Consider the following 19,558-nt stretch of genomic DNA (forward strand, 5'->3'; position numbering starts at 1 on the left):
TCCGCGAGCTCGCCCCGGTGATCGACGACCTCGGCTGAACCCTCTCCCCGCGGGAGACGCGAACGCTTGACCCTCGCGCCGCGGAAGCAACCACGCTCCGAGGCATGGACGACGACGCCAGCACCACCGCGCAGCTCCCCGCCACGATCACCACGTTCCTCGACGCCCAGGTGGCCCGCGACGAGACGAGGGCGCTCCCGCTCCTGACCGAGGACGCCGTCATCGTCGACGTCGCCGACGGCGGCGAGGTCTTCAGCGGCCCGGACGGGCTGCGGCGCTTCCTCGTCGAGGCAGGGACGGAGTTCACCTACACCACCGAGCTCACCGGGGTGACGCGGGACGGGGACATCTGGGTGGTGGGCCACCACCTCGAGGGCGACTTCCCCGGGGGAGAGGCGGACCTGGACTACCGGTTCACGCTCGCCGGCGACCGGATCGCCCGGCTCGACGTCGTGCTGCCGTCGTGACCGCCGCAGGGACCACCAGGGTTCGGACGGAGCAGGTCGGGCCCCGCCGCTCCTCGACCCGGAACTCGCCCCCGCCGTCGGCCGCCGTGCTGCTCGTGCCCACTCCGTCGGGGCCCGCCACCGGCCGGCGTCGGCCCGGGAGCAGCTGACGACCGGAGGACGCCCCGCCCCGTCGTCAGGACAGGGCGGGCGTCCGCGACTCCAGCGCACTGGTGAGCAGCGCGACCAGGGTCGCGTGCTGGGCGTCGGCGGTGGCGATCTCGCCCTCGGACCCGTCGAGCGCGACCGCGGCGAGCCCGGCCTTGTCGTCGATCAGCTCGGCGATGCGGGCGTCGATGGTCTGCGCGGCGAGGATGCGCCACGCCGTGACGGGCATCGACTGGCCGATGCGGTGGCAGCGGTCGATCGCCTGGGTCTGCTCGGCCGCGGTCCAGGGCAGCTCCGCGAGCACGATGTCCGACGCGACCTGCAGGTTGATGCCCACGCCGGCCGCCGTCAGCGAGCAGACGATGACCTGGACCTCCGGGTCCTCGACGAAGGCGTCGATGTTCTTCTGCCGGGCGGTGCGGGACTGGTCGCCGCGGATCGCCGCCCAGCGCACCCCCTGCTTGTCGAACGTCGCCTGCGCCTCGTCCATCACGTCGACGTGCTTGGCGAAGAAGACGACCTTGCCGGCGCTGCGGGCGAGCTGCGCGGCGTAGTCGGCCGCGAGCGCCGCCTTCGCCTGCCCGATCCGGCGCATCATCGTGAAGACGTTGTCGCCGTTGGGGGAGTTCTCGGCGTCCTTCTGCTCCCACGAGGCCACCAGGCGGACGAGGTCGCGGTCGATGCCCTCGACCGCCCGCTCGCCGCCCGACCGGGCGGCCAGGGCCTCGTCGTACCGCGCCATCATGCGCGCCGCGAGGTCGCGCTCCGCCGCCCGGATCGAGCGGCCGGTGGGTCCGTCGAGCTCGACGGGCAGGTCGGCGATCCGGCGCTCCGGGATGTCGGCGGCCACGTCGACCTTGCGTCGCCGCACGATCCCCATGTCGACGACCGCCTGGCGGGCCTCCGGGTAGAACTCCCGGTCGGCGGGCGTGAGGCCGGTGTCGGTGAGGGAGTCCATGAGGTCGGCGAGGGGCTTCTTCTCGTCGATCCAGCCGAGGAACTCCCAGATGGCGAGGAAGTCCTCGATGTCGTTGATCAGCGGGGTGCCGGTCAGCGCCATGAGCAGCGGCCGGCCCGCGAACGAGCGGACCTTCTCGGAGAGCGACAACACGTGCTGGGAGCGCTGCGAGCCCTTGTTCTTGATGAAGTGGGCCTCGTCGACGACCATCCCGCGGAAGCCGAAGTCGCCCAGCCAGCCGACGTGGCGGTCGAGGACGTCGTAGTTCACGACGACGATGTCGGCGAACCCGTCGACCGAGTCGCCGTTGCCGTGCACGGCGGTGACCCCGCGGCGCGGGCACCACAGCCCGGCCTCGCGCACCCAGTTGGTCTTGACGACGTTCGGGACGACGACGAGCAGCGGGTAGGCCTCGGCGGCCTCCGCGGCGAGCAGCGCCTGCGCGGTCTTGCCCAGCCCGGGCTCGTCGGCGAGCAGGAAGGTGCGGTGGCCCTCGGCGACGGCCTCGACGACCTCGGCCTGGTGCGGCATGAGCAGCTGGCCGCCGCGGGTCTGCAGCGACCCGGGCTCGGGCAGGTCCATGCAGGCCGGGGCCCCGGCGCTCGCGCGCTCGAAGGAGCGCAGCAGCGGCTCGAGGAGCTCCCAGCTGGCCAGGCGCGACGGGCGGGGCGCGCTCGGGCGGGAGATCGAGTAGTCGGGCTCCATGAAGGGGTTCGCGAGCTGGCGCGAGATCACCGAGCGCGGGACGACGCCGCTGCGCACGGGCGCGACCGGCTCCTCCTCGGGCTCGGGCTCCGGCTCCTCGGCGACCTCGATGCCGGCCTTGCGCAGCATGTCGCGCTCGAGGGCGCGGGCCTCGTCGGAGACGACGGCGTCCTCGGAGAGCAGCACCATGAGCCGGGAGTCGCGCACCGCGCTCATCGCCAGGGAGGTGGCGACGTCGTCGAGCCGCTTGAGCTGCTCGGCGCGCTTCGTCTCGCCGAGGGACTCGTCGGCGCGGACCCGGGCGCGCTCGTCGCGCAGCATCAGCGCGACGGCCTGGAACTTCGTGCGGATCGACTCGGTCACCCGGCCGTTGCCGAGCGCGGTCTTGACCTCACGGACGGCGCGCTGGAGCACCGACATCACGTCGTCGCCGCCGCGGCGGCCACCACGCCGCCGGTCGTTGGCGGCGCCACGGCGAGCCCTCGTGGGCTGGCCTCCTCGAGCCACGTACTCCTCCTCCGTGCACGACGCCGTCGTGCTGGCCTGTCGTGAGACAGCGGGGGCGCGAGGGTGCCGACCCGATGGGAGCGACCTCGACCCGTCGCCCGGGAGCCCCGCCGCAGAACAGGACCGCTCTGCGAAGAACCGGTGCGTCACCCGGACCGTGCGACACCACGGGTGGCGTCGCACCCGCGACTATACGCGGACGGGACGCGACCCGGTACGGGACACGCGCGAGGTCAGGCCACGGCCTTCGACCGCTCGACGGCGAGCCGGTCCACGAGGTCGTTCATCTCGTCGCCGGAGTGCCCCTTGACCCAGCGGAAGGAGATGTCGCCGCGCTCGTTGACCAGCGTGATCAGCGGTTCCCACAGGTCGCGGCTGACGACCGGCTTCTTCGCGCTCGTCGTCCAGCCACGCGCGATCCAGCCCTTCCACCAGCCGTCGCGGAAGCAGTTCACGACGTAGGTCGAGTCGCTGACCACCACCAACGGGCCCTCGAGCGAGCGCACCGCCTCGAGCGCGGCGCGGATCTCCATGCGCTGGTTCGTGGTGCCGGCCTCGCCGCCGCTGTCCTGCCGGCCGTCCCGCGTCGCCCACGCCCAGCCACCGGGGCCGGGGTTGCCCGAGCACGCGCCGTCGGTCCAGACCTCCAGCGCCCCCTCGGCCGCGGGCATGTCCGCGCGCGCCGGCCTCGTCGCCTTCGTCGCGGCCTTCTTCGCGGGTGCCGTGCCCGGCGCCTTCGCCGGGGCGTCCCCGGCCGTGTCCGCGCACGCCACGTGCGCCCACCGCGGGCCGGCCTTCGCGATCTGCTCGCCGGGGGAGACGGGGGCGGCGCACACCCCGCAGGTGGTCGCGTACTTGGCGGTCATCGGCACGCGGCCAGGGTAGGTCGCGCCGCTCCCGCGCCCGTCACCCGCCGCGTGTCCGCCACCTCGCCGCGCGAGGGGAGGATTCGGGCGCTCTTCTGGCCCGAGGGTTCCCCTCGCGCGGGACCGGGGGAGGAGTGGCGTCAGCGCTTGCCCGCACTCCAGGCGTAGGGCAGCTCGGAGCCGTTGAGCACGTGGTCGCCGACCGTGCGGAGCTTGTGGATCAGCGGGTTGTGCACCGAGATGGTGCGGGCGTTGCGCCAGTGCCGGTCGAGGCGCAGGGCCTCCGAGGTGATCGACGCGCCGCCGACCTCGAACAGCTGGGTCGTCGCGTCGAGAACCGTCGGGATGACGGCGGCCTGGGCGCGGGCGACGTCGAACTCGACGCGGTCGAGCAGGTCGGCGTCCTCGCTGTCCCCGGCGAGGATCACGTCGAGCTGGTCGGCGATGTCGAGCACGATCGTCCGGGCCGCGTAGGCGGCCGAGGACAGCCGGCCGATCACCTGCTGCACCAGCGGGTCGTCCTTGGGCAGGTCGGCGGCGGCGTGGGTGTAGGAGCGGGTGCGCTCGCGGACCCAGGCGGACACGTCGTCGGTCGCGCGCTGCGCGATGCCCGCGAGCACGGCGAGCTGCACGAGCTGCAGGTAGGAGGTGCCGTACGTGCGCCCCGGCGTCCCGTAGCCCGGCCCGAGCACCCGGTCGCCGGGCACGAGGACGTCGCTGAACTCGGTGGTGCCGCTCGCGGTCAGGCGCTGGCCGAAGCCGTCCCAGTCGTCGTGCTGGGTGATGCCCTCGGCGTCGGCGTCCACGAGGACCGCGACGCGCTCGCCGGCCTGGTCGGCCGCGACGATGATGTGGTCGGCGTAGAGGCTGCCGGTGCTGTAGTACTTCGTGCCGTTCAGGCGCAGGGCGCCGTCGGTGGAGCCGTCGGGGGTCAGGGTCGTCTGGTAGCGGTCGATCGCGCCGACGCCCGGCTCGGAGATCGCGTTGCCCACGAGCGTGCCGTCGGCGGCCGCGCGCAGCCAGCGCTCCCGCTCGGGCCCCGGCTCGGCGAGCAGCTGCTCCTCGACGAACCACCAGTGCACGCGCAGGGCCTGCGGCAGGTTCGACTCCGCCGCCGCCAGGGCGATGAGCTGCCGGAACAGCTGGCGCACGCTCGCGCCGTACCCGCCGAACTCGACGGGCACCCGCAGCGCGCCGAAGCGCACCTCCTTGAGCGCGCGGACCTCGTCGAAGGCCAGCGCACGGTCGTGCTCGCGCTGCAGCGCGCCCTCCGCGATGCGCGCGAAGACGGGAGCGAAGAGCTCGTCGAGCCTCGCGTCGGGGGTGGTCTCGGTGGGCACGGTGGCGGTCATGGGTTCCTCTCGCGGACGGGGGCACGGCGACGACCGGGCCGGGGCGCGGCGGCACGCGCGGCCGCCGGGCGGACCGGGCCCGGGAGGTGAGGGGGTGCGGCGACGAGACGTCAGGCGCGACACAGCGCGGAGGCGACCCGCGCGAGGTCGATGTGACCCCGCGTGGTCAGCAGCACCGCCGCGATCATGGAGCGACCATAACCCGCCGTCGGGACGGGTCCAAGGCGGTGTGAGGAGGCAGGATGCCGACCATGGCGATCTCGTCGGCCGTGTCCGTCTCTGACGAGGTCCGCGCGGCGGTCGCCGCCCGCCGGCCCGTCGTCGCGCTCGAGACCACGATCATCACCCACGGTCTGCCGCGACCGCGGAACGTCACGGCGGCCCGCGACGCCGAGGCACTGCTGCGCGGGGCGGGGGTCGTCCCGGCGACGGTCGGCGTGGTCGACGGGCGGCCGACGGTCGGGCTCTCGTCCGGGGAGATCGACCGACTCGGGGCCGCCGACGACGTGCACAAGATCGGCACGCGCGACCTGCCCGTGGCGATGGCGCAGGGCTGGTCGGGCGGCACGACGGTGTCGGCGACGGCCGTCCTCGCCCACCGCGCGGGCGTCGGCGTCTTCGCCACCGGCGGCCTCGGCGGCGTGCACCGCGGCGCCGCGACGACGTTCGACGAGTCGGCGGACCTCGTGGCGCTGGCGGGTGTGCCGATCCTCGTGGTCTCGGCGGGGGTGAAGTCGATCCTCGACGTCGGCGCCACCCTGGAGCGGTTGGAGACGCTGCAGGTCACGGTGCTGGGCTACCGCACGACGACCTTCCCCGGCTTCTACGTGCGCGACTCCGGGTTCGGGATCGCGGACCGGGTCGAGACGCCGGGCGAGGTGGCCGCGGTGGTGCGGGCGCGGGACGCGCTCGGGCTGTCCTCGGCGGTGCTGCTCGCCCACCCGGTGGCCGAGGCGGACGAGCTCGACGACGAGCTGCACCGCGCGGTGCTCGACGGGGCCCTCGCCGACGCCGAGGCCCACGGCGTGCGCGGCAAGGACACCACCCCGCACCTGCTCGACCACCTGCACCGCGCGAGCGCGGGCCGCAGCCTGGAGGTCAACCTCGCGCTCTACCGGGCCAACGTCGCGCTCGGCGGCGCGGTGGCCCGGGAGCTGTCAGCGCTCGACGGCGGCGGCGAGGTTCGCCAGTGAGGAGGCCATCGCCTCCTCGTGCACGTCCGCCCCGATGCCGGGCGGGACGTCGTCGGCGGTCACGACCACCTCGGTGCCGGACCCGGCCGGGCGCAGCGACCACGTCATCGTCATGACCCCGGCGAACGCGGGGTCGTCGGCCACGAACTCCGTCCGCCACTCCACCCGATGCGCGGTGACCTCGCCGAACCCGACCTCCACGACGTCGGTCGCCGCGGTCGACTTCCCCGGGGCGCCGGCGGCGTCGAGGTAGGTCAGCTCCATCCGGAACCCGCCGCCCGGGCGCAGGTCCCATCGCTCGATCCGCCCCCGCATGCCCTCCGGCGGCAGCCACGTCACGAGGGCGTCCGGGTCGACGAGGGCGGCGTGGACCCGCTCCGGGTCGGCGCTGATCACGCGCGCGGCGCGGTCGGTGCGGGCCATGCGGCCGATCCTTCCCGACGGCGGGTGGCGGGACGGCGGGTGCCGGCGGCTGCCCGACTCAGAACGTCAACGACGTCTCGTGCGGCCCCTGGTCGAAGTGGCGCCGGCTGTAGCGGGCGATGAGGAACAGCACCGTGCCCACCGCCAGGTAGACCGCGGCCAGCAGCCAGATCTCCGACGACTGCTGGAACAGCAGCGCGATGCTCGCGATGATCGCCAGCACCGGCACGACGCGCGGGATCGTGAAGTGCTCGTGGTCGACCCGGTCGTTCTTCAGCACGAGGCACGAGACGTTCGTCGAGATGAACACGAAGACCAGCAGCAGCACGGTCATGTCGGCGAGGGTGCCGATGCCGCCGACGAAGCTCATGCCGATCGTCGCCGCGCCGACCACGAGGATCGCCACCCACGGGGTGCGCAGCGTCGGCGCGACGTTGCCGAAGATCGAGGGCAGCAGTCCCGCCTCGGCCAGCCCGTAGGTCGCCCGGCTGGCCATGACCATGAACAGCAGCGCGCCGTTGGCGATCGCGATCAGGGCGACCACCGAGAACAGCCAGCCCGGGATCGCGAGGCCGGAGGCCGTGATGACCTCGAGCAGGGGGCCCGTCGACTCCGCCATCCGCAGCGGGTCGACCACGATCGCCGAGCCCAGCGCGATGAGCAGGTAGATCACGCCCGCCGTGCCGATCGCGCCGAACAGCGCCCGCGGGTAGGCCCGGCTCGGGTCCTTGACCTCCTCGGCCATGTTCGCCGCGGCCTCGAACCCGAGGAAGGAGAAGAACGCCGTCACCGACGCGGCGAACGCGCCGTAGAGCAGGGGCTGGTCGGGCGAGGGCGTGAGGATGCGGGCGACGTCGCCGCCGCCGCTGCCGAACACGATCGCCGCCACGACGATCACGAGGACCAGGCCGCTGACCTCGATCACGCTCGCCACCACGTTCGCCGAGAGCGACTCCTTCACCCCGCGCAGGTTGATCGCGATGAGCAGCAGCAGGAACACGACGGTGACCGGGGCGGCGGGCACGTCGATCAGCTCGGAGAGGTAGTCCCCGGAGAAGGCGCTGGCGAGCAGCGCCGACGTCGTGATCCCCGAGGAGAGCATGAAGAAGCCGACCACGAACGTCACGAACGGCATCGTGAACGCCCGTTCGGCGTAGCGCGCCGCTCCGCCCGCGTGCGGGTACTTGGTGATCATCTCGGCGTAGGTGCCCGCGGTCAGCAGGGCGAGGACGAGCGCGAGGACCAGCGGCAGCCACAGCATGCCGCCCACGTCCTGGGCCATCGTCCCGACGAGGGTGTAGATCCCCGCCCCGAGGGTGTCGCCGACGATGAAGAAGAACAGCAGGACCGTGCCCACCGTGCGCTTCAGCTTGGTCGCGTGCGGCGCGGTCGCCGTGTCCGCCGGGGCGTCAGCCATCCGCGCATGGTCACACGATGTGCGACGAATGTCTGTTTCATCCCCGTGACCGTCGGTCCCGGCGTCCTGAGGACGGGTCCTCCGCGCCACCCGAACGAGTGCTGCTCACGCGATCGGCCTAACGTCGACGGCGCCATCCTGCGACATTCGGCGCATGACGACTTCGTTGCCGGCTCCGTCGCGTCCCTTCGGCTTCCGGCATCGTGACCGGGCCCGGTTCGTCGCCTCCTACGTGAAGGACAAGACGGTCGGCATGGTCACCGACGTCCGCTCGCACCGGCTGCGGCTCACCGCCTACGAGTGGTCGTACTCCGTCGCGCGGTTCGCCGGACGCCGGCCGGCCCCGCTGCGGGGGCTGGGCATCGACGAGGTCGACTCCCGCTTCGGCCGCTTCGCCGTGCGGCCCGGCACCATCGACGCCGCCTGCGCCTCGCCCGCCTTCGAGCGGCCCGACGTCGACCGCCTGCTCGCCGAGCTCGACCGCTACCGCGCCGCGGGCCGGACGGTCACCTTCCTCGACATCGGGGCCGACCTCGGGACCTACACCGTCACGGTCGCGCGGCACGATCCCGCGGTCACGGTCGTCGCGTTCGAGCCGGCCTACGACTCGCACGACCTGCTCGCCCGCAACGTCGAGCTCAACGGCGTCGCCGACCGTGTGCACCGCGTGCGGGTCGCGTGCGGCGACGGGTCGGTGGACCGCCTGCTGCTCACCTTCGACGCGGAGGAGCCCGGCAGCAGCGGCGTCCGCGCCGACCTCGTGGGCGGCGCGCGCCGCGAGCAGGTCGCCGTGACGACCGTCGACGCCACGCTCGCGGACCTGCCGGAGGTCCGCGCCGACGACGTCGTCGTGCTCAAGCTCGACGTCGAGGGCTACGAGGTCCCGGCCCTCGACGGCGCCCTCGCGACGACGACGGGGGCCGCCGAGGCGCTGCTGCTGGTGGAGGACTTCGTCGACCACGCCGTCGTCGGGTACCTGCAGGCCACCGGCTGGACGTTCGTCGACAAGCTGACCCCGTACAACAGCTTCTGGCGCCGGACCCGCTGAGCCCGCGCGCTCAGTGCAGCCGGACCTCGTGCCGCGCGCCGAGGTCGACCTCGAGCAGGGCGCGCCCCGACCCGTCCGCCGTGACCGTGTCGGCGGTCGTGCCCAGTGCGGCGTAGGTCCGCCCGGGGACGAGCCGGTCGACCGCGAGGGTGGTCCGCACCGGGCCGTCGCCGGGGCGCAGGACGAGGTCGAGGGCGTTCCCGTCGGTGACCGCGCGGGCGACGAGCACGTCGGGGTAGGCGACCTCGGCCAGGCGCGGGCCGTTGCGCCAGGCCTCGGGCACGGCGCCGTGGCCGAGCAGGTCGCGCAGGCCGCCCGCGCGCCCGAAGCGTCCGAGCACGCCGTAGAAGTTGACCAGTGGTGAGGAGTCGGCGTACCGGCGGGCGCCGTGGCGCTCCTCGACCGGCTCGCGGTCGGCGAGCCGGGCCGCCGCCGCGGCGGCCGTCTCCTCGTCGCCGACCTCGCGGGCGGCCATGGTGATCCCGATCAGCCCGAGCGTGTCGCGGCCGAGCGTGTAGTTGCCGGGATCGAGGCGCGAGACCAGGCCGAGGGGGAGGGCCGGCAGCCCGTCGGTGGTGTCCAGCTCCCGCTCCCGCAGCAGCCACCAGGCCCGCTGCGCGAGGTCGGGGAACCCCGCGTGCAGCCAGAACGTGGTGTTGAGCTGCACGGCGGCGCCCGCCCAGAAGTTCCAGGACAGGCCGAGGTGCCGGGCCCGGACGCCGACGATCCGCCCGTCCGGGCGCAGGAACTCGTGCTCGTAGGCGTGGTGCAGCCGGTCGCGGACGTCCTCGAACAACGCCGTGCCGTGCACCGCGTCGTGCGCGAGCAGCGTGTTGATGCCGAAGGTGTTGCAGACGGTGTAGATCCAGTTCGGCTCGCACGGGATCAGCGCGTAGTCCGAGGCGAGCATGCTGCGGTGGATCTGTCCGGCCAGCGCGTGGAAGTCGTGCGCGTAGGCCTCGTCGTCGGACCACCGGTAGGTCAGTCCGCCGGGCGCGGAGTAGCGGTCGTCGTTGAGCACCGAGTACGCGCCGACCATCGTCCCGTGCCAGCCCGAGAGCATGATGTTCTCGTCGGTGTCGAGCGGGTCGCGGTTGGTCGAGAGGTTGCCCCAGAGGTTCTCGGCCGCCCAGTAGCCCCAGACCTTGCGCAGCAGGACCTTCTCGATCGCGTTCCGCTGGGCCTCGGCCAGGTACCCGGAGAAGGCCGGGGTCCGGGTGAACTGCTACATCGCGACGCCGTTGCACAGCGCCGTCAGCTGATAGCGCAGGGCGGCCTCGCGGTACTGGTCGAGGATCGTGAAGCCCCGGAACTCGTCCACCGGCTGCAGGGCCATGTCCAGCGCGTAACGCAGGTGCGCGAGGTCGTCGGCGGAGCTCTCGACGACGGGCAGGTCGCTCGCGAGGGCCGGCGGACCGGTGATCAGGAAGTCGGTCCGCGCGAGCTCGGCGTTGAGCCGGTCCCGGGTGCGCCGCTGGGCCGCGTGGCGCCCGCGGTGCACGACGACCGCCGCCACGAGCAGCACGACCACCGCGGCCGGGACGGCCGTGCGCATCGTCGGGACGACCTTGGTGGGGTCGACGGCGAGCGCCGACAGCCCGGCGCCCACGACCCACACGACCGGCGGCAGGACCACGGGCCCGGCGAACCACCAGACGACGAGCGCCAGCAGGAACACCAGGAGGGCCACCGCGGCGAGCACGGGGGAGCCGCCGTAGAGGAAGCCCCCGCCGGGCAGGACGAGCCCCAGCCCGAAGCTCGTCGGCGCGGGTGTCGCGCCGAGCCACCCGGGCAGTGAGCCGAGCACCCAGAACACCGCGTACACGGCGACCGCCCGACGCATCCGGCGCGCCGTCACCGGGCCGAGGGCGGCCACGTCGGGCAGCAGCACGGTCGTCCGGCGGTCGCCGGCCCGGCCGGTCGGGGCGGTGGTGGTCACCGGTCCCGGCAACTCCGCGGCACTCATCTCGTCTCAGGCCTTCCTGACGGCGGTCGTGGTCGGTGCCTCGCGACGGGCGGGCGGCGCGAACCCGGCCTGCTCGGGGGCGCGTCCCGGGAACAGGCGGAACCACTGCCGACGCACGAACGCGATGAGCAGTCCGGCCGCCACGCAGCACGCCATCCCGGCCCCTCCCGTCATCTGATACGTCGCTGTGTCAGATGCCATCTGACCAACTGGAACGCAGGCGTGTCAACATGAGGGGGTGACGGAGACCCGGCTCTACCGCGGCCTGAGCGCCGACGAGCGCCGCCGCCGACGCGACCGGCAGCTCCGCGAGGCCTGCCTGGACGTCGTCGCCGACCAGGGGGTCGCGGCGGTGACCGTCGAGCAGGTCTGTGCGCGGGCCGGCCTGACGAAGCGGTACTTCTACGAGAGCTTCCCCGACCGGGACGCCCTGCTCGTCGCCGTGCTCGAGGAGCTCTTCCGCACGGTGAACCGCCGCATCGTGGCCGCCCTGCTCGTGGCGGGGCCGACCCGGCTCGACCGGTCCCGGGCCGCCGTCGGGGAGCTCACCGACCTCCTCGCCGACGACCGGCGGCTCGCCCGGCTCTACGTCGAGGCCGCCGGGCACGGCACCCTGCGCCCCCACCGCGACCGCACGTTCGCGCGCTACGCCGAGTTCTGGCTGACCAACGTGCTCCGCCGGGACCCGACCGACCCCCTGGCCCGGCTCGCCGCCCGGCACGTCATCGCGGGCACCACCGAGGTCCTCTGCGCCTGGCTCGGCGGCGAGCTCGAGCTCGGGCGGCGGCGGGTGATCGACGCGCTCGCCGAGCTCGGGGCGCGCGACGTCCCCGGTCCGCTCGGGGGCGCGAGGTGACCGGGTCGCCCGCGCTGGACCGGCTGCTCCTGGTCGCCCTGCTCGCCGCGGCCGCCGTCAGCGCGGTCCAGCTCGTCCGCGGCCGGAGCGTCGACCGCTACGTGACCGGGCGGGGCGCCGAGACCGGGCACCTCGTGATGAACCTGGTCATGGCGCTGATGCTGACCCCCTGGTGGACCGGCGCGGTGCGCGCGGCCGCGGTGGGTGTCCTCGTGGTCCTCGGGCTCGCGTTCGCGGTCCTGCTGGTCCGAGGTCCGGGTGCGGCCCGTCCCGCTCACCTGTTCCACCTGGTCGCGGCCGGGGCGATGCTCTACGCGGAGCTCGCCGGGAGCCACGCGGGCGACATGGCGGGGATGGACATGGCCGATGCGGGTCCCGGCGCGGCGGCCTGGGTGCTCGCGGTGCTCTTCGCCCTCGATGCGATCGCGACGACGGCCGTCGTGCTGCTCGCGCCGCAGCTCGCCCTGGCACCCGAGCCGGTCCCGGTCCCCACTGGTCCGCCGGCGCCGGCGCCGGCGCCGGCGCCGCGCGCCGACGTCCGGACCCTGCGGGTGGGCACCGTCCCGCACGTCGTCATGGACGTGGGCATGGTCGCGATGCTGCTCGCCACGGGGTAGCGGCCCGGTGCCCCACGGAGTGGCTGGGTCATGGCATGCCGTGTGTGGTGCACAGGAATCCTGAGCACCACACGGGGCACTCGGCGGCCTAGCGTCGCCACGACGGCGACGCTCGTGCCGAGCCGTCCCCTGCCGCAACGACGCCCACGGAGCGTGACGCGATGACCGTGATCCGAGACGCCGGCCCCCTCGACGGGACCGCCCTGGGGGAGTTCCTGGCGGGCCTGGACCGGTCGTTCGCCGACTTCGCCGAGCTCCACCGCTGGTCGGTCGAGGACCTCGACGGGTTCTGGCGCGCGATCCGCGACCACTTCGGGGTGGAGGGCCTCTCCGACGAGGTCCTCGCCTCCCGGGAGATGCCGGGCGCGACGTGGTTCCCGGGCAGCGCGATCAACTACGCCTCCCACCTGCTGCGGGGAGATCTGCAGGAGACCGCCGTCGTCGCCTACTCGCAGACCCGCGAGAAGCAGGAGCTGACCTTCGGCGAGCTCACCGACCGGGTGGCCCGGTGCCGCGCGGGCCTGCAGCGGCTCGGCGTCGGGCGCGACGACCGGGTGGTCGGGTTCCTGCCGAACATCCCCGAGGCGGTCGTCGCCTACCTCGCCTGCGCGTCGTTGGGCGCGATCTGGGCCGCGTGCGCCCCGGAGTTCGGCGCGCGCAGCGTGATCGACCGGTTCGCGCAGGTCGAGCCGACCGTGCTCCTGACGATCGGCGGCTACGTCTACGGCGACAAGCCGATCGACAAGACCGCCGACGTCGCGACGATCCGGGCGGGCCTGCCGACCGTGCGCCACGTGGTGGCGGTGCCCTACGGTGCCCAGGAGGTCCCCGACGCCCTGAGCTGGGACGACCTGCTCGCGGAGCCGGGTGAGCTCGCCTTCGAGCCGGTGCCGTTCGACCACCCGCTCACCGTGCTGTTCTCCTCCGGCACCACCGGGCTGCCCAAGGCGATCGTCCACGGGCACGGCGGCATCCTGCTCGAGCACCTCAAGAACCACTCCCTGGCGCTCGACCTGCGCCCCGGCGACCGTTTCTGCTGGTTCACGACGACGGCCTGGACGATGTGGCCGATCCTCGTCTCCGGGCTGCTGTGCCGGGCGGCGATCGTGCTCGTCGACGGCAACTTCCTGTACCCCGACCTCACCGCGCAGTGGGCCATCGCCGCCGACGCCCGGCTCACCCACCTCGGCACCAGCCCCGCCTACCTCATGGCCTGCCGCAAGGCCGGGGTCGAGCCGCGGTCGGGGCGCGACCTGTCGTCGCTGCGCCTGCTCGGGATCACCGGATCGCCCCTTCCCGACGACGGGTTCGACTGGGCCGCCGCGCAGCTCGGCCCCCGGGTGCTCGTCAACTCGATGAGCGGCGGCACCGACGTCGGCTCCGGCTTCGTCGCCGGCAACCCGTGGCTGCCGGTGTACCGGGGCGAGCTGGCCGGGCCGTGCCTCGGCGTCGACGTCACCGTCTTCGACGAGTCCGGCCGCGAGATCGTCGACGAGGTCGGGGAGCTGGTGATCCGCCGCCCGATGCCGTCGATGCCGGTCCGCTTCTGGAACGACCCCGACGACGAGCGCTACCGCGAGTCCTACTTCGACGAGTTCCCCGGCGTGTGGCGCCACGGCGACTGGGCGATCCGCACCTCCCGCGGCAGCTTCGTGATCACCGGCCGCTCGGACGCCACGCTCAACCGCGGCGGCGTGCGGCTGGGCACCGCCGAGTTCTACAGCGTCGTCGAGGAGCTCCCGGAGGTCGCCGACTCGCTCGTCGTCCACCTCGAGGCCTCCGACGGCGGGCCGGGAGAGCTGCTGCTCTTCGTCGTCGTCGCCGGGGGAGGCGAGCTCGACGAGGGATTGCTCGGCCGGATCCGACGGGCACTGAAGTCCGAGCTCTCGCCGCGCCACCTGCCCGACGTCATCGAGGCCGTCCCTGCCGTCCCCCGCACGATGACCGGCAAGAAGCTGGAGAAGCCGGTGAAGCAGATCCTGCGGGGCCGGCCGGTCGAGGAGGTCGCGAGCCCGGGGGCCGTCGACGACCCGTCCGCGCTGACCGCGTTCGCGGAGCGGGCGTCCCGCTGAGGTGGCTCCGCGACCTGCGCCGGTCGCGGACCCGTCGTCGGGAGAGGCAGCGGGCCGTCAGGCCGGCATCGTGAGGGACTGGCCCGGGAAGATCAGGTCGGGGCTCGTCGCGATGTCCGGGTTGGCGTCGGCCAGGGAGCGCCATCCGCCGGAGATGCCCTGCGCGCCGGCGATCGAGGAGAGCGTGTCCCCGGCCTTCACCGTGTAGCCGCCGGTTCCGCTCGCGGCCTGCTTCGCGGGGACGCTGCGCTTCGGGGTCGACCCGGAGGACCGCTTCGCGGTCGAGGTGTCCTTCGTGCTCGCCTTCGTCGTCGTCCCGGAGGACGAGCCGGACGAGCCGGACGACGAGCCGGACGAGGGCGTCCCGCCCTTCTTCCCGCACACCGGCCACGCCCCGATGCCCTGCCCGTCGAGCACGCGCTCGGCCACCGCGATCTGCTCCTCGCGGGACGCGTTGTGGGCCGAGCCCGTGCCGCCGAACGCCTTCCACGTCGACGGCGTGAACTGCAGGCCGCCGGAGAACCCGTTCCCGGTGTTCGCGGCCCAGTTGCCCGAGGACTCGCACTGCGCGATCGCGTCCCAGTTCACCGACGGCGCGGCCTGGGCGGCGGGGGCGACGACCGCCCCGAGGGCGGCGAGGGCCGGCGGCCCGGTGGTGGTGGCGACCACGGTCCGACGGAGCGGGGTGGCGGCGCGGGGAGCGCGGTGTTTCGGCACGGCGCGACGGTAGGGATCTCCTCCGGCGTGACCCGGCGATCCTGAGAGCCGGAGGCGGGCGGCTGCGCCGATCTGCGTCCGGGACGCGACCGGCGACCGGGGACGCGGCCGAAGGGCGCAGCGGGCGGAGCCGGATGCCCCGCCGTCGCCTCAGGGAGATCCGCTCGGCGCGCCGGCCTGCGCCGAGCGGGCCCGGCGCCGACCTCACGGGCGGAGGGTGGTCGTCCGGATGTGCCCCGCCGAGCCGATGCCCCGCGGCCGTCCTCGCTGCACGGTGGCGGACGGACGCTGACGTCGAGGCGGGAGGCCCCGGTGACCAGGACGCTCGTGACGGGACTCGCCGCGCTGTGCGGGGCCGGGGCCTGCCTCCTGGCCGGGTGCGCCGCCGTCACCGACTCCGGACCGCCGAACACGCTGACCGTGTCCGCCGAGACCGGGACGCCGATGACGGTGTGGTTCGACGTCCGTCAGCGCAGCCCGTCCGGGCTGACGGGGGAGGGCATCGACGCGACCCCGGTGGAACTGTCCCCGGAGCGTCCGACCGCCGTCCTGCCCGTGCCCCACGAGAACGGCAACTGGGTCTGGGCGCGGGTCGCGGGGCCGCCCGACCGGAACCCGCGCACGACCCTGAGCTGCGAGCTCCGCGCGCCGGACGGGCGGGTCTTCGCGGTGGACGCCACCGACCCGCTCGGACCCTCGTCCGACGAGGCGGCGTGCGGGGGCGCCGGCTGACGGTGGCGCACGCAGGCGGCCGCGGGGAGCTGGGCGATGACCGGGCCCCGCGGGCCGGTGTGCGAGCCACGTGGGCGCCCTGCGCGACGCGATCACCGGCGGTGGTCCGGTCCCGGCGGACTCCGGCGCACGTGTCGGCCGGCCCCGCTCGCCGAGATTCTGGGCCCTCCGACGCCGAGGGGCGCCGCGTACCGGTCGGCGTCACGCCGGCCGTGCCGCGGCGCGTAGGGGAGTCGGGAAGGCGGGGTGGAGGGCCAGAGCGGTGATCTCGAGGTCGTTGTAGGGGAGGACCGGCAGCGTGCGCAGGTGCGCGTCGAGGTCCTCGCGGCTCTCGGCGTTCCAGATCGTCACGCTGGTCCCGCTCTCCGGGAGCCGCCACATCCAGACGATCACGCCCGCGTCGACGAGCGCCGTGGCGACCTGGCGCTCCCGGGTCATCAGTGCGTCCCGCTCCTCGGCGGCGAGCTCGAGCAGGCCTCCGGTCGGGGTCGCCGTCACGAGGTGGTCCACGGTGTTCTCCCGGGGTGTGATGGCACGGTGTGACATCACGCTAGCCCTTGATGTCATGGCGTGTCATCACTCGGTATCGTCGGCATCGTGCCGCGGTGGGAGCAGGGCAGCGAGGAACGCCTGACGGCGGCCGCCCTGCAGCTGTTCCGCGAGCAGGGGTTCGACGCGACGAGCGTCGTCGAGATCGCGCGCCGGGCCCGCGTCACCAACCGCACGTTCTTCCGCTACTTCCCGGACAAGCGCGAGGTCCTGTTCGCCGACGCGGACGCCGTGCGGACGGCCCTGGTGGAGGGGATCCTCCGCGCGCCCGAGGTCGCCGAGCCGCTCGGCGTCGTCGTCCGGGTGCTGGCGCAGTTCGACTGGGAGGGCCTCGCCCCGCGCTCCTCCCTGCGGGAGCGCCAGGCCGTCATCGCCGCCAACCCGGAGCTCCGTGAGCGCGACCTGACGAAGCAGCACGCCATGGCGGTCGACGTGGCCGACGCGCTCGCGCAGCGGGGCGTCGACGGGGCCGTCGCCGAGCTGGCCGCCCGGGTGGGGGTCCAGGTGTTCCTGACCGCCTACGAGCGCTGGCTCGACGCGACGGAGGACGAGGACCTGCCCGCGCTCGCCGACGAGCTCCTGGCGACGCTCGGGGCGATCACGTCCTCGTAGTCCGGATCGTCACCCGGCCGCGCCTCCGAAGACGGGCGCCCGCTTCGCGAGGAAGGCCGCGATGCCCTCCCGGCCGTCGGCCGAGGCCCCGCGGGCGAACAGCGCGGCCGACTCCCGGTCGAGCTGCTCGTCCAACGTCGCGTCCGGGCTCGTCGCGACGAGGTGCTTGACGGCCCCGAGGGACCCGGCCGACCCGCGCAGGGCCGCCCCGACGTACTCCTCGACGGCGTCGTCGAGGTCCGCTGCCGGCACGACCCGGTTCACGAGTCCCCACTCCGCGGCGGTCGCGGCGTCGAGGCGGCGGTTGGTCAGGGCGAGCTCGTAGGTCCGGCGGGCGCCGATGAGGCGGGGCAGGAAGTACGAGGCGCCGCCGTCGGGGGAGAGGCCCGCCGCGCCGTAGGCGAACACGAAGCTCGCCTCCTCGGCGGCGACCGCGACGTCCGCGCCGGCGACCAGCGACAGGCCCGCGCCGGCCGCGGTCCCCTGGACGCGGGCGATCACCGGGGCGTCCGCCGCCGCGAGCGCCCGGACGGCGCCGTGGAAGGCCTCGGCGGTCTCCTGCAGGCGCGGAGCGACGTCGCCGGTGAACGACGACAGGTCGCCCCCGGCGCAGAAGAACCGTCCGCTGCTGCGCAGGACGATCACCCGGGCGTCGGCGGCCCGGTGCACCGCCTCCGCCAGGGCGGTCGCGGTCGCGAGGTCGATGCTGTGGGCCGCGTCGGGACGGTGCAGCTCGACGACCGCGACCCGGCGGTGGTCGACGGTCAGCCGGACCGGGTCAGGAGACGCCACGCCCGGCCGTCTCCCAGTAGGGCGCGCGGAGTTCGCGCTTGAGGATCTTCCCGGCGCCGGACATCGGCAAGGCGTCGACGAACTCGACGCTGCGGGGGCACTTGTAGCCGGCGATCAGCGCCCGGCAGTGCTCGCGCAGCTCGTCCGCGGTCGTCGACGTCCCGACAGCGGCGACGACGACCGCGTGCACCCGCTCGCCCCACTGCTCGTCCGGGACGCCGATCACCGCGCAGCTGCTGACCGCGGGGTGGCGGGCCAGCGCGTTCTCGACCTCCGCGGAGTACACGTTCTCCCCGCCCGAGACGATCATGTCCTTGATCCGGTCGACGACGAACAGGTAGCCGTGCTCGTCGAGGAACCCGCCGTCACCGGTGTGCATCCACCCGCCGCGCAGCGCGGTGGCGGTCTCCTCGGGGCGGTTCCAGTAGCCCAGCATCACGTGCGGGCCGCGTGAGACGATCTCGCCGACCGTGCCCGGCGGCACCTCCCGGTCGTCGGGGTCGACCACGCGGACCTCGCTGTGCGGGGCCGCCCGCCCGGCGGAGCGGCGGAGCCCGTCGTGGCCGTGGTCGTCCGGGGTGAGGATCGTGCACACCGGCGACAGCTCGGTCATGCCGTAGAGCTGGGTGAACTCGGCCGTGGGCAGCCGCTTCGCCGCCCGGTCGAGGACGGCCTCGCTGATCGGACTCGCGCCGTAGATCACCCGCTGGAAGCTGGAGAGGTCGTAGGACGCGGCGTCCGCGGAGTCGACCAGCATCTGCACCATCGTCGGGACCAGCAGGGCGTCGGTGACCTCGTGCTCGGCCACGGCGGCCGCGACCCCGACCGGGTCGAACCCGGGCACGATCACGTGCGTCCCGCCGACGACGTTGCGCGCCACCCAGGCGGCCCCGTCCGCGAGGTGGAACATCGGTGCGGCGTGCAGCAGCCGCCCGCCGGGCAGCAGGAAGTGCTCCGTCGCGGCGGTGCCCAGCGCCGAGCTGAGCAGGTTCGCGTGGCTGAGCATGACGCCCTTGGGGCGCCCCGTCGTGCCGCCGGTGTAGTAGATCGCCGCCAGGTCGTCGCCGCCCCGCAGCGCGTCCGGCGCCGGGTCGTGGCGGGCGATCAGGTCGTCGTACCCGAGCTCGCCGTCGGGAACGCCCTCGCCGCAGTGGATCACGGTCCCGACGACGGGTGCCCGCTCGAGGATGCCGGGGACCAGGTCCCGGAAGGTGTGCTCGACGATCAGGACCCGGGTGCCCGAGTCGGCGAGGGAGAAGGCGATCTCCTCGACGCTCCAGCGCGTGTTGACCGGGACCGTCACGCCCCCCGACCACGGCACCGCCAGCTGGACCTCGTGGTAGTCGTCCCGGTTGAGCGACAGGATCGCCACGCGGTCGCCGGCCTGCACCCCGAGCGAGCGCAGTGCCGCGGCGAACCGGGCGACCCGGTCGAGGCTCTCCCGCCAGGTGCGGGTGCGTCCCCCGAACACGGTGGCGGCGAGGTCGGGGGTCTGCTGGGCCGCGCGGGCCGGCCCCTGGGTCAGGCGCATCGGGGTCACCTCTGGGTCGAGTGCGGGGTGC

General features: G+C 74.2%; 19 protein-coding genes and 1 pseudogene. 8 read left to right on the forward strand and 12 right to left on the reverse strand.

From position 1 onward, the window contains the following. Positions 1 to 104: 104 nt before the first annotated feature. Entirely contained in the window at positions 105 to 467 is a 363-nt protein-coding gene (locus tag LN037_RS09290) for a nuclear transport factor 2 family protein (protein ID WP_230751662.1), read from the forward strand. A 175-nt stretch (positions 468 to 642) separates the two neighbouring features. Here the strand turns inward: LN037_RS09290 and LN037_RS09295 are convergent, their stop codons facing one another. The 3 genes from LN037_RS09295 to LN037_RS09305 form a co-directional block, all read right to left on the reverse strand. Then, a complete protein-coding gene (locus tag LN037_RS09295; RefSeq protein ID WP_230751663.1) occupies positions 643 to 2,784 on the reverse strand; it encodes a DEAD/DEAH box helicase in 2,142 nt (713 codons plus the stop codon). Between the two features lie 233 nt (positions 2,785 to 3,017). Next, on the reverse strand, positions 3,018 to 3,650 hold the full coding sequence (locus tag LN037_RS09300) for a ribonuclease H family protein (RefSeq protein WP_230752030.1): 633 nt from the start codon (positions 3,648 to 3,650) through the stop codon (positions 3,018 to 3,020). Positions 3,651 to 3,790: 140 nt separating this feature from the next. Continuing rightward, positions 3,791 to 5,002, reverse strand: a complete 1,212-nt coding sequence (locus LN037_RS09305; protein ID WP_230751664.1) for an acyl-CoA dehydrogenase family protein — start codon at positions 5,000 to 5,002, stop codon at positions 3,791 to 3,793. A gap of 251 nt (positions 5,003 to 5,253) precedes the next feature. On the opposite strand from LN037_RS09305, the gene LN037_RS09310 reads away from it, so the two are divergent. Beyond that, entirely contained in the window at positions 5,254 to 6,195 is a 942-nt protein-coding gene (locus tag LN037_RS09310) for a pseudouridine-5'-phosphate glycosidase (RefSeq protein ID WP_230751665.1), read from the forward strand. Here the strand turns inward: LN037_RS09310 and LN037_RS09315 are convergent. Beyond that, a complete protein-coding gene (locus LN037_RS09315) occupies positions 6,160 to 6,618 on the reverse strand; it encodes an SRPBCC domain-containing protein (RefSeq protein WP_230751666.1) in 459 nt (152 codons plus the stop codon). The genes LN037_RS09310 and LN037_RS09315 overlap by 36 nt on opposite strands. A gap of 58 nt (positions 6,619 to 6,676) precedes the next feature. Further along, on the reverse strand, positions 6,677 to 8,035 hold the full coding sequence (locus tag LN037_RS09320; protein WP_230751667.1) for an APC family permease: 1,359 nt from the start codon (positions 8,033 to 8,035) through the stop codon (positions 6,677 to 6,679). 154 nt (positions 8,036 to 8,189) lie between these two features. Between LN037_RS09320 and LN037_RS09325 the strand changes: the two genes are divergently transcribed. Beyond that, positions 8,190 to 9,083, forward strand: a complete 894-nt coding sequence (locus LN037_RS09325) for an FkbM family methyltransferase (RefSeq protein WP_230751668.1) — start codon at positions 8,190 to 8,192, stop codon at positions 9,081 to 9,083. 10 nt (positions 9,084 to 9,093) lie between these two features. On the opposite strand, the pseudogene LN037_RS09330 reads toward LN037_RS09325, so the two are convergent. From LN037_RS09330 to LN037_RS09340, 3 genes and pseudogenes are all read right to left on the reverse strand, one after another. Continuing rightward, a pseudogene (locus LN037_RS09330) lies at positions 9,094 to 10,296 on the reverse strand (linalool dehydratase/isomerase domain-containing protein); the annotation flags it as partial. Between the two features lie 12 nt (positions 10,297 to 10,308). Then, positions 10,309 to 11,022: a hypothetical protein gene (locus LN037_RS09335; protein WP_230751669.1), complete on the reverse strand. Its 714-nt coding sequence runs from the start codon at positions 11,020 to 11,022 to the stop codon at positions 10,309 to 10,311. 33 nt (positions 11,023 to 11,055) lie between these two features. Further along, the gene (locus tag LN037_RS09340) at positions 11,056 to 11,223 is read right to left on the reverse strand and encodes a hypothetical protein (RefSeq protein WP_230751670.1); all 168 of its coding nucleotides are present in this window, start codon (positions 11,221 to 11,223) and stop codon (positions 11,056 to 11,058) included. Positions 11,224 to 11,287: 64 nt separating this feature from the next. Between LN037_RS09340 and LN037_RS09345 the strand changes: the two genes are divergently transcribed. The 3 genes from LN037_RS09345 (at position 11,288) to LN037_RS09355 (ending at position 14,594) form a co-directional block, all read left to right on the forward strand. Continuing rightward, positions 11,288 to 11,905 carry a TetR/AcrR family transcriptional regulator gene (locus LN037_RS09345; RefSeq protein WP_230751671.1) on the forward strand — a complete coding sequence of 206 codons (618 nt, stop codon included), beginning with the start codon at positions 11,288 to 11,290 and terminating at the stop codon, positions 11,903 to 11,905. Continuing rightward, positions 11,902 to 12,522, forward strand: coding sequence for a DUF5134 domain-containing protein (locus LN037_RS09350; RefSeq protein ID WP_230751672.1), 621 nt, complete (start codon positions 11,902 to 11,904; stop codon positions 12,520 to 12,522). Before LN037_RS09345 ends, LN037_RS09350 begins: the two co-directional genes overlap by 4 nt. Before the next feature lie 161 nt (positions 12,523 to 12,683). Beyond that, the gene (locus tag LN037_RS09355) at positions 12,684 to 14,594 is read left to right on the forward strand and encodes an acetoacetate--CoA ligase (protein WP_230751673.1); all 1,911 of its coding nucleotides are present in this window, start codon (positions 12,684 to 12,686) and stop codon (positions 14,592 to 14,594) included. A gap of 57 nt (positions 14,595 to 14,651) precedes the next feature. Here LN037_RS09355 and LN037_RS33150 read toward each other — a convergent pair whose 3' ends face one another. Next, positions 14,652 to 15,311, reverse strand: coding sequence for a transglycosylase family protein (locus tag LN037_RS33150; RefSeq protein ID WP_372460410.1), 660 nt, complete (start codon positions 15,309 to 15,311; stop codon positions 14,652 to 14,654). 312 nt (positions 15,312 to 15,623) lie between these two features. On the opposite strand from LN037_RS33150, the gene LN037_RS09365 reads away from it, so the two are divergent. Further along, positions 15,624 to 16,043, forward strand: a complete 420-nt coding sequence (locus LN037_RS09365) for a hypothetical protein (protein ID WP_230751674.1) — start codon at positions 15,624 to 15,626, stop codon at positions 16,041 to 16,043. A 201-nt stretch (positions 16,044 to 16,244) separates the two neighbouring features. Here the strand turns inward: LN037_RS09365 and LN037_RS09370 are convergent, their stop codons facing one another. Further along, positions 16,245 to 16,553 carry a muconolactone Delta-isomerase family protein gene (locus LN037_RS09370; protein ID WP_230751675.1) on the reverse strand — a complete coding sequence of 103 codons (309 nt, stop codon included), beginning with the start codon at positions 16,551 to 16,553 and terminating at the stop codon, positions 16,245 to 16,247. An 87-nt stretch (positions 16,554 to 16,640) separates the two neighbouring features. On the opposite strand from LN037_RS09370, the gene LN037_RS09375 reads away from it, so the two are divergent. After that, the gene (locus LN037_RS09375) at positions 16,641 to 17,204 is read left to right on the forward strand and encodes a TetR family transcriptional regulator (protein ID WP_230751676.1); all 564 of its coding nucleotides are present in this window, start codon (positions 16,641 to 16,643) and stop codon (positions 17,202 to 17,204) included. A 9-nt stretch (positions 17,205 to 17,213) separates the two neighbouring features. On the opposite strand, the gene LN037_RS09380 is transcribed toward LN037_RS09375, so the two are convergent. After that, positions 17,214 to 17,996: an enoyl-CoA hydratase/isomerase family protein gene (locus LN037_RS09380; RefSeq protein ID WP_230751677.1), complete on the reverse strand. Its 783-nt coding sequence runs from the start codon at positions 17,994 to 17,996 to the stop codon at positions 17,214 to 17,216. Further along, the gene (locus LN037_RS09385) at positions 17,983 to 19,527 is read right to left on the reverse strand and encodes an acyl-CoA synthetase (protein ID WP_230751678.1); all 1,545 of its coding nucleotides are present in this window, start codon (positions 19,525 to 19,527) and stop codon (positions 17,983 to 17,985) included. Before LN037_RS09385 ends, LN037_RS09380 begins: the two co-directional genes overlap by 14 nt. Positions 19,528 to 19,558 lie beyond the last annotated feature (31 nt).

The sequence above is a fragment of the Actinomycetospora soli genome (genome assembly GCF_021026295.1).
GTDB classification, from domain to species: Bacteria; Actinomycetota; Actinomycetes; order Mycobacteriales; family Pseudonocardiaceae; genus Actinomycetospora; species Actinomycetospora soli.

What these genes read in the sequence shown, in the direction of transcription:
- LN037_RS09290 (WP_230751662.1), top strand. Translation starts at nt 105, where the DNA reads ATGGACGACGACGCCAGCACCACCGCGCAGCTCCCCGCCACGATCACC.
- LN037_RS09300 (WP_230752030.1), bottom strand. Translation starts at nt 3,650, where the DNA reads ATGACCGCCAAGTACGCGACCACCTGCGGGGTGTGCGCCGCCCCCGTC.
- LN037_RS09305 (WP_230751664.1), bottom strand. Translation starts at nt 5,002, where the DNA reads ATGACCGCCACCGTGCCCACCGAGACCACCCCCGACGCGAGGCTCGAC.
- LN037_RS09310 (WP_230751665.1), top strand. Translation starts at nt 5,254, where the DNA reads ATGGCGATCTCGTCGGCCGTGTCCGTCTCTGACGAGGTCCGCGCGGCG.
- LN037_RS09315 (WP_230751666.1), bottom strand. Translation starts at nt 6,618, where the DNA reads ATGGCCCGCACCGACCGCGCCGCGCGCGTGATCAGCGCCGACCCGGAG.
- LN037_RS09320 (WP_230751667.1), bottom strand. Translation starts at nt 8,035, where the DNA reads ATGGCTGACGCCCCGGCGGACACGGCGACCGCGCCGCACGCGACCAAG.
- LN037_RS09325 (WP_230751668.1), top strand. Translation starts at nt 8,190, where the DNA reads ATGACGACTTCGTTGCCGGCTCCGTCGCGTCCCTTCGGCTTCCGGCAT.
- LN037_RS09340 (WP_230751670.1), bottom strand. Translation starts at nt 11,223, where the DNA reads ATGACGGGAGGGGCCGGGATGGCGTGCTGCGTGGCGGCCGGACTGCTC.
- LN037_RS09355 (WP_230751673.1), top strand. Translation starts at nt 12,684, where the DNA reads ATGACCGTGATCCGAGACGCCGGCCCCCTCGACGGGACCGCCCTGGGG.
- LN037_RS09385 (WP_230751678.1), bottom strand. Translation starts at nt 19,527, where the DNA reads ATGCGCCTGACCCAGGGGCCGGCCCGCGCGGCCCAGCAGACCCCCGAC.